Below are 15,753 nucleotides of genomic sequence, written 5' to 3'. Positions count from 1 at the left end.
GAGAACCGATACCGCCTCTGTGTCAATCCGATGCCATTTGGACCGATGCTTGGTTGCGAGACCGAGGATTGCGTTAAGTCTGGATGGAGAGAGGCGATCGGGATTATCGGTTGTACTCTTATCCTCACAAATGGATGATGCCTGATTATTTTTTCAACCCAATAGGATAGCATTTTTCAGGCATTTGTCTTAGAGATGCTTGTGGATTTACGCCCCTTTGTTCGGGGTCTGGGGGGATGCAAACTCTAACATCCCGAGGGAAGAATGGTAGAATATCCCCCCTTGAGGAGGGATGAAACTTACCAATCTAAAGCTTTTTGAGCTTCTGCAAAAATTTTATCGGCAAACTCTGGATTTTCCTGCATCACTCGAAATAAACTGGGAAGTTTGTCCGAATTTTTCTTAAGAAAATCTTCTTCAGCTTGGGGAATGCGCCCTACCAAGTAAATTAACTTTTCCTCATCTAGATCGAGAACTTGTGCTAAAGAACGAATCGCATCTTCGCTGGGCGCATATTCTGCTTTTTCATTTTCTAGTCTAGAGAGATAAGAATAATCCAGATTCACCAAACAAGCAAGTTCTCTCAGGGTGTACCCTTTTGTCTTTCTGGCTTGCCGGATTGTTTTACCAAATGTCGGTTCTGCCAAATCTTCTTGGGATTGCTTAGCTTCATTATTCCCAGTTTTTCCTTGGATTTCAACCCATCCTATCAGTTGACTGGAAAATCCTCCTTGAGTTGGAGTTAGTCCTTGATATTGCAGTTCTCGATTGAGGGTGGGTTCCAAATAATCTTGCAGCAACCGTTGACGGTCTGACACTTTTAAAACGGGTAACGTTGGGGTTTGTAATAAAATATCATCCCCTTGATGTTCTATGGTAGGAATCCGTTTGCCATTTGGATCGATCGCCAACGACTTGAGAACAAATCGCTGTTCTCCTTTTTTGCCTTGGATCTCTATTAACCACCAGGTCAAAATGGCTGATGTCCCATCATCATCGGCGATCGCAACTCCGAGTTCTTCAGGAGGGAGATTTTGCCACCGTTGCAGTTCTTGTTGCAGAAGGGGGTGATCCAGACCCATCAGATCCACATCGTCGCGATCGCGTGCGATTTCTCGACTGGTGGTAAACCGCAAGATTTTCTCTCCACTCTCGCTGTAAATATCAAAAATTTCATCATCGACGCGCTTGATGGTTCGTTTCTTATCCTCCACAGCAGAAATCAAAAAGCGCACTAACCGATCCATCCCAGCTTTCACATCGGACAAGGGTTTATATTCATCAATGCTAAATCCTTCAATATCTTGGAATAATTCAAATACAACTTTTCGCGCTTCTGCTGCATTCCTTAAAGCGGTTGCTAGTTCGTGTTTAGTTCGTTTTAACTCTGGATCTGAAAGTGCTTCCTGATAGAGGCGATCGTAACTGATGCGTTCGGAAAGCTGGCCTAAAATTTGAGAGCGAAAATCTTCAGCAATGTTACCGCGATCGTCCACTTTACCCACACCCTGGGCAATCTCTTTTAGTTTCTCATTCAAGAGTAAAAAGATTTTTCCTTCAATGGTATCGGATAAAACCAAATGGTAAACTTGTGCTGTATCATTTTGTCCATACCGATGAATCCGCCCTATTCGCTGTTCGATATCCATTGGGTTCCAAGGGAGGTCAAAGTTAAATAAAATGCGGGCAAACTGCAAGTTAATTCCTTCTCGTCCTGCTGCAGTACAAATTAACACTTTCGGGCCATCTTTTTGACGGAACTTGCGTTCTGCGGCGAGTTTACTTGCGCGATCGCCACCCCGAAGCACCACCACACCCTGACCTGGATAAGCCGCTTCTATTTCTCGTTCTATCGAGTTAACAGTTCCTAAATACGTTGCAAAAATGACAATTTTTTCCTGTGGATTTTCATGCCATAACTTGCCCAGAGCATAAAGGAGTTTTTCAACCTTAGTCTCTGTCTGTTCCGGAAAATACTTGAGAAGGTAATGAATGCGATCGCGTTCTTCTGGTAGTGCTAAGTTGACAACAGATACGGCAGCATCCTCTCCACTATCTGCAGCTAATTTACTGCTGTAAGCATCTGCCGCAATTTCTAATTCAGAATTATCAATTTTTTTGAGAATTCTGTGCTTCCAATCGGCAAAAAGCCGATCCGCTTCACTGCGGCTAATAGGGTCATCACCGAGATGATGCTCAGCCCGAATTAATTGTTTGGCTTCCTCATATAGTTTTTCTCGTTTATCAATATCGAGAGCTTGGTCATATAAAATTCCTTCGTGAATCGTCAGCGTCAGCAACCGACGTTGTAGAGTGCGGCGGACTGCTGCAAAACTCGATGCGGCAATTTTTTGAAAAATTGCCATAACAAAGCCTAGTGCCCGTCCTTGATTTCCTTGGTTTTTTGCTAGGGCAAAACCATCTTCTAAATAGGTTCGCAGTTCCCGGTAAAACCGGCGTTTTGAGTTTGACATCACGAACGCTTCTGTAACCACCTGACGGCGGGCAAATAATAATGAACCATCGGCTTTGCAAGCATCGGCTTTAGTACGCCGAAAGATGATAGCGTTCAGACGATGGCGATTTTCTACCATGTCTTCTGGATTGGTGAATAAGGTATAATTTAAAAGCTGAACCAACATCCAAAACCGAAACCGATCGCCTTGGTGGGGAGTGGCTGAGAGTAACAATAAATCGCGGGTTTTATCTTTGAGCATCTCAGCCAATTTGTATTTTTGGGTCTTGCGTACTTTACTGCCGCTTTTAGAGGCAGTGAGGTGATGAGCTTCGTCAAATACGACTAAATCCCAAGCGGGCGCAGTCTGAAGTTTTTTCAGACGTTTTGCCATTTTCAAACTATCGATACTCGCAATCAGACGATCGTGTTTGGCAAAGGCATTCGATTTGCGATCGCTCACATCCCCTTCGCTGCCAAATACCTCAAACCCTAAATTAAACACTTCATTTAATTCATAATGCCAGTTGTTCACCAATCCCGCTGTAACCACCATCAGCGCCCGTTTCATTTCACCGCGACTCGCGAGTTCTCGCAAAATTAAAGCAGTTTCAATTGTTTTACCCAAACCTACTTCGTCAGCAATCAGGAATCGTCGAGGACTGGCGGTAGCAATGCGATGGGTTAATACAATTTGGTGAGGCAGTAAGTCAATTTTTGCCGCCGTCAGGGAGGCAGCACTTTCCATTAGTGGCAGGAAATGCGCTTGATAGACTAACCAAATTTGTCGCATGCGTTCCCAGGTTCCCTTAACCCCCTCAATAATGGGCTGATTGCGGGAGAGTTGAGGGCGGACAGAAGCGATCGCAACTTGCTTTTCCCCACTTCCAAAAAATGCCCGCACGTATCCCTCGCGTGGCGGTTCGATGACGACCCCATCCCCAAATTCACTATGGGAGACCTCGATCCGGCTCAATGGCTTCAATCGCTTTCAGCAAATCGCCGGAAGGATAGGTAATCTTCAAAAATTCTCGAGCCGGAATCTGAGTGGCTCAAGTCTTGTTATCGTTTGCCAGTTCAATAGCAGTGCCCTTGAGCCGCTTGCCCTGAAACTCTTTCCTTAAGGTTAGACCCAACATCTCCTTACCTCCTCAATTACGCCCTTGCTTTCTTTATATTGTGCATATTGTGCCGAAACGAGGTCAATTTCTCGGCAGCACCCTTAAATTTCGCGACCCGCCCAGCGCGGCTGGGGGGAATGCCGAGGGGACGCTTCGCGAGTTTGTTGTTTTATTATGCCACAGTTTGTTATTTTAAGCCACAGATGCTAGAGTAATGTTGTTCATTTATACAACACCTCTCCAGGAGGCTCTATGGTGGACTCAAAAAATCCCCCAAACCCAGAAACCACGACGCTCCCAGCTAATCCAGTTCAACACCTGACTCAGGAGCCACCCGTAGATCGGGTTTTGATTGTGGACACCGAGACAACAGATTTGGATATTCAACGCGGACAAGTCATTGAGGTGGGAGCGATCTTGTATTCTGTCAAGCATCGGACGGCTCTCCAGGAATGCTCCACTCTCATCCCTGCCGACAGCAATCCAGCAGCGCATATCAACCGGATAAAGGAAACTGCATTACGAAATATAACTGTTGAACTCACCCATAGAGGGTTGGCAATGCTGACGGATATGGCGCGAGAGGCCGAATTAGTAGTGGCACACAATGCACAGTTCGATAAAAAATGGTTTGGCCTTCCTAAAAATGACGAGATCCCAATCCCCACCTTATTCAATGCCAACGGTCAGCCGCTCTCTTGGGTTTGCACCTGTCACGACTTTGAATGGCCGAAGCAAACACGACCCGGTCAGTCCCTCGTCCATTTGGCTCTCGCACACGATATTGGGGTCTCTACAGCACATCGAGCGCTAACCGATTGCCAACTGATTGCAGCCCTATTTGACCGCATGGAAAATTTAGAAGAAATGTTTGAACGAGCCTTGAGGCCCAAAGCACGCTTCAAGGCTGTGGTTTCTTATGATGATAGAAATTTAGCCAAACAAGCAGGATTCCAATGGTTTGACGAGCGCAAAAGCTGGGAGAGGATTATGGCTGTGGAGGATAGTCAGCGACTTCCTTTCGGAGTTCAGCAACTCGAACAAACCGAGTTTATCGCTCGCCAATTAGGGCATTTAAAGCCAAACACTTCCTTTCCGAGTTAAGCAACTCGGACAAACCGAGTTTATCGCTCGCCAATTAGGGCATTTAAAGTGTTCTGCCATCGTTAGGATCCCAATGGTTTCATAAAACTTAGGCCGATGGAGCGATCTACAGAGGGGAGAGGACTGACAAGGATGGGGATCCTGAAAAATAGGAGAGGCGATCGCCTCTTGCCATTCTCGACTCCGCACACCCTCATTTTTTGGCGGTTGAGAAGATTGGCAATCTGTAATGTTTGCGGGATGGGTCGATCTCAGAAAATGTTATTCTCACCGGGAAAATCACCACCCTAAATCGGGACAATCGAGTAAAAGCCCATCCCTCGATCGCGCGGCGATCGCAAATAAGATAAAATCCTTTGACAACCGAACACAATTAACGGGCACTTACCCAATGGGGACGGAACGCTGGCTATTTCTTCTTGGATTCGCGCTATTACTCGCCTTCGGTGGCGCGTGGGGTTTAGTGGTAGTGGAGATAGATGCTTTCAGTGCGGTGGTGGAGGATGCTTTCCGTGTGGGAGTTGAGGATGCTTTCAGTGCGAAAGTGGCCCTCTCCTTACCCGTGGGTTTGGTGGTATTTTGGCCGATCGCGCAGCATTTGGCAAAAGGTCCATTCGGTTCCGGGGGCCCGAGAAGAACCTGCACCACTGCCTTTGCGATTAAATTTCTCACCGGCGCTGCAGCGATCGTCAGCGCGATCGCCACGGTAGTCGCGGCGATCGTGGCGATCGTCAAGGGGTTTCGCGGAGTGGAAACCAGCGCGTGGATGTGGGCGGGATTTGCCAAACAGGGATTGGGGTTAGCCCTGTCATTCCTGCTGTTAGCGGTGGCGTTTCATTTACTCTTGCGGGTTTTGGTGAAAAAACTCGGCGGCGCAAAAATTGATATCCTGTACTTAGGATGGGCCGGATCTGCCGCCTTAGCGTTTGGTGCCGCGATCGCATCCGAGAGCTGGGTGGGACAGTTGGCGGAAAACAACGTCACGGATAGAACCACGATCGCGGCGGCGATCGCGGCGGTGGCGATCGGATATTTTTGGGTGCAAATCTTAGGTGCCACCCCCAGAGAGCGCAAAGTGGTGCAATCCGATGCCTTAATTACCGCCATGCTGGCGATCGCTGTGGCTGTGTTATTCTGGGCGGTTGGTTCTGCAGCCTTTCCCTTAGCCATTGGGATATTAGCCTGGATTGGAGCTTGGGCGATCGACAAAGAGAATAAAAATCGCAAATTTTAAAGGTAAGTGGTGACGCTCTCATGTCAAGATAAGAATATGTAGCGGCGGCACTCTAACATGCCGTGCCACTTTGCCCCGAAAGCCAATACATTTAATTTGCAATAGGGGATAAAATTTACCACTCAGGAGTGATGACGTTGCGCCAGAGACATCCGTCATTATCTTTAAAGAAGGCGAGCCTCAGAGGCACGCTTGCGTATTTGTCCTCGGTCATTTGTCCTCGGTCACTTGTCCTTGATTATTGCTGCAGTTGTTAAGTTCGGTAGGCAAAAGAATTTGCATCCTTGGTTACTCATAAAAAACTGGCAATTATTGGAGCGCCGCGTTTCAATCCTCCGATTGAGGCTTTCCGTCACCTCAGCGGGCATCAATCTCCAAGAAATGGCTGGGAGAGGTGGGGGGAGTCCAACGCCGATGGAACGGCAATCCGAGTTCAAAGTAGCGCCTAGAGTTCCCTTGAAATGTCAAGGGGATTTAGTCAATTTACCTGGCAGGAATTACCCATTAAAATATGCAATCTAGATGTTATGCGCCTCAGCGCCTCTCTCCTGAGAATTCTTTCATGTCTTCTACTGAGTCTGTTATCCTCAGCGTACCGGCGACCACTGCGAACCTCGGACCGGGGTTTGACTGTATCGGAGCCGCATTAGCGCTGTACAATCGGTTTAAATTTTCCCACCTGGATGCGGATCTGCCCGCCGATCGCTCCCTGTTCGTTTCCGTCAAAGGTTTAGAAGCCGATCGCGTCAGTACCGACGCCACCAACTTGGTTTATAAATCCTTTGTCAAATTGTACGACTACATCGGCGAAGCGCCGCCGCCGTTACACCTCGAAATCGAACTGGGCGTGCCGTTAGCCAGAGGATTGGGCAGTTCCGCCACCGCGATCGCCGGGGGATTAATGGGTGCCAATTATCTCGCCGGCTTGCCCTTACCCCAACAGGAGGTGATCCGACTGGCGATCGCGATGGAAAAACACCCAGATAACGTCGTCCCCGCCCTATTGGGAGGCTGTCGTTTAGCCGCGCAAGATTGTCGCAACGGGAAAAACTCCCTTAGTCCACACTGGGAGATTTGCGAAATTCCTTGGCATCCCGAAGTGGTACCGGTGGTGGCGATTCCGGATTTTGAACTCTCCACGGAAAAAGCGCGCAACGTCTTACCGCAGCACTACACTCGGGCCGATGCTATTTTCAACACCGCCCATTTAGGGTTATTGTTGCGCGGATTGGAAACCGGGAACGGGAAGTGGTTGCGCGTGGCGATGGGCGATCGCATCCATCAGCCTTACCGACAAGCGTTAATTCCGGGATATCAAACCGTATATGAAGCCGCCTTAGATGCCGGTGCCTATGGATTGGCCATTAGCGGTGCAGGCCCGACGTTACTGGCGCTCAGCCCTGCAGGGAAAGCCGATACGGTGGCGATCGCCATGCAGGAAACCTGGCAAGAGTGCGGTGTGCTCGCCCAGGCAAAAGCCGTTACCCTCGACCCCCACGGAACCCGCTGTGTGGCGTCAAACTCCTTGCATCCCAAACCGCTTTCTTGAGTCACGTGACCCGCGCCGGGTGAGTCATCCGGGCGGCGCAGGGGAAACAAACCCGTGGGACGGATTCACAGCGGCGTCCCACATTCCCCGGCATTCAATTCTCCAAGCGCCAGATCGGAGTCAGTCCCTTTCTGGAGTGGTTGCGGCGATGCCAGTGCAGTTCTCGCGTGCGAAAGTCGAACACCATATTGTTGAGATGCTCCATTTCGATGAGAAACGCATCGTGACCGTGGGGAGAATGCAACCACGCCAGTTTGGCATTCGGCAAATAGGAAGCGAGTTCTTGTTGTTCCGTGGGGGGATAGAGAACGTCGGAGTCAATGGAGACGATTAGGGCCGGTTGTTGGATACTGGCCAATGCTTGGTGATAATCCCCCACCCCGCGCGACACATCGTGGGCGTCCATTGCGTGGGAGAGGGTGATGTAGGTATTGGCATCAAAGCGTTTGAGGAATTTTTCTCCTTGGTATTGCAGATAGCTCGAGATTGCGAAGCGTCCATCCTCTTGTTTTTCCCTGCCGCATTTTTGCTCGAAACTCGGCCAAGAGCGATAGGTACACATGGCCATCATCCGCGCTGCAGCCATTCCCGAGGCGGGAGGTTGTTCGATGGTGTAATAGCCTTCTCGCCAGTGGGGGTCGGCATAGATGGTTTGTCGCTGCGCTTCGCCTAACGCCATCGCCCAGGCAGAGTGACGCCCACAAGCGGCAATCGAGGCGATCGCTTCCACTTTTTCCGGGTAAAGCGCCGCCCATTCTAGCACCTGCATGCCCCCCAAACTGCCCCCGATCGCCAGTTGCACTGTTTCTACGCCTAGGGTTTCCAGCAGCGCCTCCTGTACCCGCACCATATCCCGAATCGTAATCCGGGGAAAATCCGGCCCGTAGGGACAGCCCGTGGTGGGATTCACCGAGATCGGACCAGTGGTGCCGTAACAACTGCCCAATACGTTGCTGCAAATAATGAAATCTCGCTCTGGATCCAGGGCTTTCCCCGGTCCGATCAAGGGTTCCCACCACCGATCCGCATCCGCCCACCCGGTCAAGGCATGGCAAATCACCACCGCATTATCTCCGGTGGCATTGAGTTCTCCCCAGGTTCGATAGGCCACTTGCACCCCCATCAGGACTTCTCCCGATTCGAGGATGACGGGCCGGGGAAGTTCGCAAAACTGCGTTTCCGGGGAAATAAACCATTGGTACTTCATAATTTTTTCTTCTTTCGCGATCGCCTCATTGCTATGAAAGCGCACCCAGCGCTAGACATACATCGGCCTTCGTGCGCTGTCATATTTTAACTCTGCTAGGGTAAAGCTTTACCCCAGATTTTTTTAGATTTTACTTCAATACTTTCCCGCGTGCATCTTTTTTTTTGTGGTGTAGGACACACACTTATTTTCTTTTAACCCTCTTCCCTCGCCTTCAGGCTTTACCGTCCGAGAGCAACTTGGGACTAGCAGCGCTCCTGCGCCGCTAGCCTATTTTAGCACAAACCAACTAAGCCACATTTTGGTGGCGATCGTCGCACCATTTAACCCAACAGCCTGTCAGGGTTAACCGTTAAAGGCGCGATCGAAATCTTCCTTGATGTCATCAATATGTTCGATTCCCACCGCAACCCGAATCATATCCGGCGTCACGCCAGAAGTCGCTTGTTCTGCTTCAGAAAGCTGCTGGTGAGTGGTCGAAGCTGGATGAATCACCAAGGTTTTCGCATCGCCTACGTTGGCCAAATGACTGGCTAAATTGACCTTATTGATAAAGGCACGTCCGGCTTCCATTCCACCTTTAATGCCAAAATTCAACACGCAGCCAAAGCCATTTCGCAGGTATTTTTTCGCCCGTTCGTGATAGGGATTATCTTCGAGTCCGGCATATTTAACCCAAGTGACTTGGGGATGTTTCGACAACCAGCGCGCCAGTTCCAACGCATTATCGGCTTGACGCTGGACGCGCAGGGACAGGGTTTCTAATCCCTGCAACAATAAGAAGGCATTAAACGGACTCATCGCCGGTCCGATGTCGCGCAATCCTTCCACCCGGGCGCGAATGATAAAGGCAATATTGCCAAACTGACTTTGCGGCCCGAAGGTTTCGTAGAAATTTAACCCATGATAGCCGGGAGAGGGTTCGGTAAATACCGGGAATTTCCCATTTCCCCAGTCAAATTTACCCGAATCGACGATAACCCCACCAATAGAAGTTCCGTGCCCGCCAATCCATTTGGTCGCGGATTCGGTGACGATATCGGCTCCATGTTCGATGGGTCTGCATAAATAGCCGCCACAACCAAAGGTGTTGTCTACAACCAGGGGAATTCCGTTTTCGTGGGCAATGTGGGATAACAGGGCAAAATCGGGAATATTGCACTCCGGATTGCCGATGGTTTCCACATAAAGCGCTTTCGTGTTTTTGTCGATCGCTTTGCGAAATCCTTCCGGGTCATCCCCTTCTACAAATTTTACGTCGATCCCCAATCGCGGAAAGGCGACTTTAAATTGGTTGTAGGTTCCGCCATACAGAAAACTGGTGGAGACGATGTTATCTCCCGCAGAGCAAATCGTGCTGAGGGCTAAAAATTGCGCGGCTTGCCCGCTGGCGGTGGCTAATCCCATTACTCCCCCCTCTAACGCTGCGATCCGCTTCTCGAAGACGTCAGTGGTGGGGTTCATGATCCGGGTGTAAATATTCCCGAATTCTTGCAAGGCAAACAGGCGCGCTCCGTGATCCGCGTCGTCGAAGACGTAAGAGGTGGTTTGGTAAATCGGAACGGCGCGGGCATTCGTCCCTGGTGCCGGTTCTTGGCCGGCGTGAACTTGGAGGGTTTCAAAGCGGTAATTGGGTTCTTGGCTCATAAACCTTCAAACTTCCTCAACTTTCGGTGGATTTTCACAAATTGAAACGCAATTTCAGATCGGGCGCAGATGCAAAGCCCCTGGCGAGTTTTGCCCATCCCACACCAGACTCAAAATGGTGTACCGCATTATACCTCTAAATGTCGGGTGAAAAACCGGTTTTTTAAAAAACTTAATATTTAAACCGGGTAAATTGCCACCTGCGGGCGATCGCACCAGTTGCTCTTGTTACAATTTTACTCATTTTGAACCTCGTTAAATTCATACCTGCGTTAGGGGATTTTTTCTGCAAAATTCGATAAATTTAACTAAGATTACCGGATTGTTTACCCCCGTTATTCATTTCTGTCACCCCCAGAACAATCTACTTTTGATTTCCGGTGACTTATGACTTGAACTGGTCACTTCTGAAGTGGGAAATAATCGGATGAATGGGGAGGAAAAATAGCGATCGCCTCCCTCCCGGTTTCCGATTTCAACCCCACCCCGAGAACGGCAATTCGCCAAAATTCCAAAAATTGCATAGCTACGGTTGTAGCCATAATAGAGAAAAATTTCCGAGGTGGCAATGGGGGTAAAAACGGTGAGGCGATCGCGCAGTTTAGTTTCGCAGTATATCCCGATGTTAAAACAAATAACCACCCTTGCACTCTCTGGTATTTTGGCTTGTGGAGTCTCTGCATTGCCTGCATCAGCACTTCCCACACCGAACGAAAATGGAGACTATGGAAGAACCTCCCATCGCTATTGGAAGGTCGTCGATCCCGATCCCAATGGGTTGAACTGTCGCATGGGTCGATATTCTTATCCCGCGATCGCGAGTCCGAGAAGCGACGTGACCCTGGATATTCTCAACTGGTCCCCAGTGGGCACCCTCGATCGCGGGGAGCGCTTTGAAATCGAACTCGGCCCGGCGGGATTTGGCATTCTTACCGATACCCGAGGGAAACCCTGGTTTTATGTTAGAAGAAGTTTCGGGGAGTATTCCACGAGCTGTTGTTTCGTTCGCGCCAATAGTTCGTTTGTGGTGCCGGTAGAACGCCCATAGAGGGGTGCCACCCGGAATCCGCACAGACCCCCAGGGGCGATCGCATCCCCTTTAGCTTTCCATAGCATAAACTTGCTGCCGGTGAGGGCATAGGTTGCGAAATTGTCTTAATTTTTGAGATAACTTTACCTAGACCCGCGAGGGGGACTTGCGGGGGGCGCAAGGCGATCGCCCATGCGTTGACCCATGTGGTACAGCACAGGGGCGGGCGGTGCCCTATCGCACATAAATAGCTATACGAAAAGCCAGCAAAAACCCACTCTCCGAATGGTTCGACTCCCAGCGCCAGGGCATCCAACAGCTCATCGATGACTCGGTGCAGTCTTCGAGCATCAGCGCCCTCACAGAACTCACGAAAGTCAGGGACGATCGCCTGCGGGTCACACTCCTCTGAGAAAAAATCAGAGGAGTTTATTAAATTTTATTTAATCATAGCATGGCAGCGATCGCAGATTGCGCTAAATTAGTAAATAACACTGGTGTATCCGTCCGTCTGTTATTGTTCGACCCCAAAAATCAATGCTGCAATCCATCTTTAAAACTTGTCATCCTCGCGAGGAAATTCTATCAGGGGAACTCAAACTCGATTTATTCGCTGCGAAACTGCGGTTGGTGGTGGAAGGCAAAGCGCCTTACGTTTACCAAGATGCCGATACTTTTTTTGCCAACACCTTTCCCACCGATGGCATCAAAACTCTGATTCGCGAAACCTTTACCCGGTTGAGCAAACAGGGGGCGGGGTCTCCTTTGATTCGCTTGGAAACCAGTTTTGGCGGGGGGAAAACCCACGATTTGATTGCCTTGTGGCACATTTGCAAGCAGGGACGGGCGATCGCCGGACTCGATCGCTTTACGGATTTGAACTTGATTCCCTCTCGTCCGATTCAAGTCGCTGCAGTGGATGGACGGGATTTAGACCCGGAACAAGGGATTTATCATGCGGATAGCGGCATCACCACTTATACCTTGTGGGGGGAAATTGCCTATCAAATCGGGGGAATTCCGGGATATGAATTGTTGCGCGGTAGCGATACCAGTGGCATCAGTCCCGGAACTTCGGTATTGGAACGGTTGATGGGAGGAGAACCCACTGCGATCGCTTTGGATGAAATCGCCCGGTATTTGCGATCGGCAAAAGCCAAAATTGTGGGGAAAAGCGACCTCGCCGAACAAGTGGTGGCATTTTTATTTTCTCTGATGGATTTAGCCGCCTCTTGTGACAATTTGGTGTTAATTTATTCCCTCGCTTCCATCTCCGATACCTTTGCGGCAGAAACCACCAATTTGCAAGAAGCGATACAGGCTGAGGCTGCTGTAGAAACGATGGATTTGCAGGAGGCAAGGCGTGCTTCGGCAAGGCAAGAACGGGTTTTAACTCCTTCTACGGATGTTGAAATTTATAACATTGTCAAACAGCGAATGTTTGTCAGCGTCAGCGAAGATGCGGCGCAACAAGCAGCAACGGAATATTTAAGTGCTTATCGCGGGAGTCGCCTGGATTTACCGGAAGGCTGTAAGGATGCCAGCTATTCCAAAGCGATCGCTCAAAGCTATCCATTTCACCCCGAACTGTTTAACCTGCTGACCAAAAAAATTGCCTCGATTCCCGAATTCCAAAAAACCCGGGGGGCGTTGCGTTTATTCGCGCAAGTGTTGCGGCATTTGTGGCAAAAACCGGAGGTTTGGATGCCGATGATTCACCCCCATCACATTCCCATCGGTTTAGATCGCGAGATTACCGATGATTTGACCTCGCGATTGCAACGTCCGCAAATGCGTCCCCCCATTGGTGCGGATATTTACAATCCCGATGGGAGACCCGCTTACGCACAAGTACAGGATGAGGAATGGCAAGTGGCGGGAAAACCTCCCTTTTCTACTTGGGTGACGCGGACGATTTTTCTGCATTCTCTAACCCAAGGCATTTCTTCCGGAATTCGCAAAGCAGAGTTAAATTTATCGTTATTAACTCCCAGTGTGGAAAGCGGGTTTATCGAGCGCGTTTTAGAGCGGATTTTGGCAGTGGCGTGGTATCTGGATTACGACCCGATCGCCAATTTAGCTCGATTTAAAGAAGAACCTTCCATCAATAAAATTATTACCGAAGAAAAAGAGCAAGTGGGACGCAGTGAAGCGAAAGCAGATTTGCGTCAGCGTCGCGATAGCATTTTTGCTAAAAAACTGTTCGATTTGGTGTCGAGTCCCGACAGTCCCTCGGATGTGGATGACAAACCCGATGAAGTGGTGTTATGTTTAATTGATTTTGACGAAACGACGGTTTCCAGTTCGATGGATGAAGCGCCGCCTTTGGTCGATCGCATTTTTAACAACACCGGAGAATCGGGTAAATTTCGCACCTACCGCAATCGCCTGCTGTTTTTAGTGGCGAACGATCGCGAATTAGAAACAGCGATGGAAAAAGCCCGAGAATATAAAGCGATTCACAATATCCTCAACAGTCAAAATCGCCTGCAAGATTTATCGGAAACTCAGCAAAAGCAACTGCGAGAAAAGCAAGGATCTGGGGATTTAGCGGTGCGGATGTCTCTGACGAATGCCTATCGACATTTATTCTATCCGTCCAACGATCCGGTGAAAGCGCCAAAAGGATTGATGCACTATACGCTTCCCGCCCAAGAAGAATCGAGTACGGTGAAGAATAACCAACAAGAAGTGATTTTAAAAGCGCTGAAAGATTGCGTCAAGATTCGCGGCGAGGATGCGAAACCGTTTGCCCCGGCTTTTATTTTACAAAAAGTGTGGCCTGCGGGGTTGGATTTTTGGACGACGAAAGCGCTACGGGATGCGTTTGCTAAAGATTTGAGCCTCAATATTCTCTTGGATGCAGAAGTGGCAATGTTGCGCGATACGATTCGTCAGGGATTGCAACAAGGAAGTTGGGATTTGAAGGTGGGAGAACGGTTGTTTATTAAAACCGATGAGGAGAAAATGCCGCTACCGGAGACGGTGGAATTTTCCGATCGCATGGTGTTGTATCGTCGGGGAATTCTGCAACCGCCTGCCCCGAAAACGATTGAATTGAGCGCTCAATTGTTGCCCAGTTCCGACGCGGAAAAACTGGTGCGAGTGCGGTGGCGGGCGAAAGGGGCGCTAACGGTGAGTTTGTATGCCAATGATGCCTTAGTTCGCAATGATTATCGCCCGTCGGACGAGTATGAAACGACGGTGAATCAACCTTGTCAGTTTCGCGTGGTGGCGGATTATGGGAATGGGGAAACTCTGGAACGAGAAACGATGGTTTCGCCCGAAGCAACGCGATCGCGCGTGCAAGAGTTTGGCGGTTCTCGCTATGCTGTAGAGGGGACGCAACCGAGTTTGTTCGAGGCAAAATCCCCGATTATCGAACTGGATGGGACGGTGAATGCGGTATTTGCCAAGTTGAGCGATCGCCTGTCTGATGATAAAGTAGCAACGATAGAATCCCTAACCATTGCGGTCGATCGCATCATGGACTATCGTAAATTGGGAACGGCGATCGCTCTATTGCAGCGGTTCCAACCCGATATCGACCAAACTGCAACGGTGCAAACCGGCGATCGGTTCGTGCGATTGGAATATCAAGGGCCAGTGGCAGGATTTATGGACTTTTTCCGGACGTTGAGCAATTTGCTGAATAGTCCTGAAGTGCAAGCAGAAGTCAACCTGAAAATTGCGATCGCATTTCAACCGGCGATCGTCCCAACGGGGTCAGAATTGGCTACAATTAAACAACATCTGGATCGCAATCCGGTTGAGCGTTTAATTTTAACCGCCAAAGTTACCTATTAATGCAAGAGTTTCAGTTACGAGTCGTCCCTACGGGAAATAATAACTTTGCCTTGGAGCTGTATCAATGCGCTTATAAAAAAGCGGGTTCCAAAAAGCGTCCAGCGGCGAGGCGCATGGGGCGGTTAAAAGGCAATGGGTTGGTGCTTGCCAAACAAGCGGTTTATACCGTTCTCAAGCAGAATCATTACGACCCAAACACTTTATCCGAAAAACGCCGAACTGCCTATGTTTTATCGGAAGAATCCGGGGTAAGTTTGGCAATTTTGTTCCAAGCGCTGCAACCGCTTTCCAAAACTGAGCGAATTGTCAAGATTACCGATGGGGTACTGGCAATGAGTAATGAGGAGGCGCATTATTGGTTTGGCAAAATTGCCAATGGCAATCGCTCAAATGCCTTGAAAGCGTTACGGATTTTGTTGAGTTAGGCGCGATCGCACTCACCCGAGGATCCGGCGGGGATTAAAATCCCCGCCTCATAGCTAAAGCCGGTTAAAAACCGGCTGAAAACGTTACGGTAAAAGGATTTCAGTCGGTTTCAACCGACTTGAGCTATTAGACGGGGGATTTATCCCCCGGCGGGTGTGGCTGGAGATGTTAAC

9 protein-coding genes are annotated in these 15,753 nt (G+C 49.4%); 6 read left to right on the top strand and 3 right to left on the bottom strand.

Annotation, left to right across the window (positions count from 1 at the left end; all coding sequences use genetic code 11):
- Positions 1 to 299 precede the first annotated feature (299 nt).
- Positions 300 to 3,431, bottom strand: coding sequence for an SNF2-related protein (locus LKK83_RS02875; protein WP_324629307.1), 3,132 nt, complete (start codon positions 3,429 to 3,431; stop codon positions 300 to 302).
- A gap of 397 nt (positions 3,432 to 3,828) precedes the next feature.
- On the opposite strand from LKK83_RS02875, the gene LKK83_RS02870 reads away from it, so the two are divergent.
- The 3 genes from LKK83_RS02870 to thrB all read left to right on the top strand — a co-directional run bounded on the left by LKK83_RS02870 (position 3,829) and on the right by thrB (position 7,463).
- Positions 3,829 to 4,680, top strand: a complete 852-nt coding sequence (locus tag LKK83_RS02870; RefSeq protein ID WP_324629305.1) for a 3'-5' exonuclease — start codon at positions 3,829 to 3,831, stop codon at positions 4,678 to 4,680.
- A 229-nt stretch (positions 4,681 to 4,909) separates the two neighbouring features.
- Positions 4,910 to 5,914 (top strand): hypothetical protein, encoded by a 1,005-nt coding sequence (locus LKK83_RS02865; RefSeq protein ID WP_324629304.1) that lies wholly within the window; start codon positions 4,910 to 4,912, stop codon positions 5,912 to 5,914.
- A gap of 562 nt (positions 5,915 to 6,476) precedes the next feature.
- Positions 6,477 to 7,463 carry a homoserine kinase gene (gene thrB, locus LKK83_RS02860; protein WP_324629303.1) on the top strand — a complete coding sequence of 329 codons (987 nt, stop codon included), beginning with the start codon at positions 6,477 to 6,479 and terminating at the stop codon, positions 7,461 to 7,463.
- Positions 7,464 to 7,557: 94 nt separating this feature from the next.
- On the opposite strand, the gene metX is transcribed toward thrB, so the two are convergent.
- Positions 7,558 to 8,670, bottom strand: a complete 1,113-nt coding sequence (gene metX, locus LKK83_RS02855) for a homoserine O-acetyltransferase MetX (protein ID WP_324629302.1) — start codon at positions 8,668 to 8,670, stop codon at positions 7,558 to 7,560.
- A gap of 345 nt (positions 8,671 to 9,015) precedes the next feature.
- On the bottom strand, positions 9,016 to 10,317 hold the full coding sequence (locus LKK83_RS02850; RefSeq protein ID WP_324629301.1) for an O-acetylhomoserine aminocarboxypropyltransferase/cysteine synthase family protein: 1,302 nt from the start codon (positions 10,315 to 10,317) through the stop codon (positions 9,016 to 9,018).
- Between the two features lie 568 nt (positions 10,318 to 10,885).
- Here LKK83_RS02850 and LKK83_RS02845 point away from each other — a divergent pair.
- The 3 genes from LKK83_RS02845 (at position 10,886) to LKK83_RS02835 (ending at position 15,579) form a co-directional block, all read left to right on the top strand.
- The gene (locus LKK83_RS02845) at positions 10,886 to 11,365 is read left to right on the top strand and encodes a hypothetical protein (protein WP_324629300.1); all 480 of its coding nucleotides are present in this window, start codon (positions 10,886 to 10,888) and stop codon (positions 11,363 to 11,365) included.
- Positions 11,366 to 11,884: 519 nt separating this feature from the next.
- Positions 11,885 to 15,154 (top strand): ATP-binding protein, encoded by a 3,270-nt coding sequence (locus LKK83_RS02840; RefSeq protein WP_324629299.1) that lies wholly within the window; start codon positions 11,885 to 11,887, stop codon positions 15,152 to 15,154.
- Positions 15,154 to 15,579 carry a DUF7680 family protein gene (locus tag LKK83_RS02835; protein WP_324629298.1) on the top strand — a complete coding sequence of 142 codons (426 nt, stop codon included), beginning with the start codon at positions 15,154 to 15,156 and terminating at the stop codon, positions 15,577 to 15,579. The genes LKK83_RS02840 and LKK83_RS02835 overlap by 1 nt, the downstream gene beginning before the upstream one ends.
- Positions 15,580 to 15,753 lie beyond the last annotated feature (174 nt).

The organism is Phormidium sp. CCY1219 (genome assembly GCF_035615515.1).
In the GTDB taxonomy this organism is placed as follows: Bacteria; Cyanobacteriota; Cyanobacteriia; order Cyanobacteriales; family Laspinemataceae; genus CCY1219.
Note: the sequence above shows the minus strand (reverse complement) of the source record. Positions and strands in the feature narration are given on the sequence as shown.

What these genes read in the sequence shown, in the direction of transcription:
- LKK83_RS02845 (WP_324629300.1), top strand. Translation starts at nt 10,886, where the DNA reads ATGGGGGTAAAAACGGTGAGGCGATCGCGCAGTTTAGTTTCGCAGTAT.
- LKK83_RS02850 (WP_324629301.1), bottom strand. Translation starts at nt 10,317, where the DNA reads ATGAGCCAAGAACCCAATTACCGCTTTGAAACCCTCCAAGTTCACGCC.
- LKK83_RS02835 (WP_324629298.1), top strand. Translation starts at nt 15,154, where the DNA reads ATGCAAGAGTTTCAGTTACGAGTCGTCCCTACGGGAAATAATAACTTT.
- thrB (WP_324629303.1), top strand. Translation starts at nt 6,477, where the DNA reads ATGTCTTCTACTGAGTCTGTTATCCTCAGCGTACCGGCGACCACTGCG.
- LKK83_RS02840 (WP_324629299.1), top strand. Translation starts at nt 11,885, where the DNA reads ATGCTGCAATCCATCTTTAAAACTTGTCATCCTCGCGAGGAAATTCTA.
- metX (WP_324629302.1), bottom strand. Translation starts at nt 8,670, where the DNA reads ATGAAGTACCAATGGTTTATTTCCCCGGAAACGCAGTTTTGCGAACTT.
- LKK83_RS02870 (WP_324629305.1), top strand. Translation starts at nt 3,829, where the DNA reads ATGGTGGACTCAAAAAATCCCCCAAACCCAGAAACCACGACGCTCCCA.
- LKK83_RS02865 (WP_324629304.1), top strand. Translation starts at nt 4,910, where the DNA reads ATGTTTGCGGGATGGGTCGATCTCAGAAAATGTTATTCTCACCGGGAA.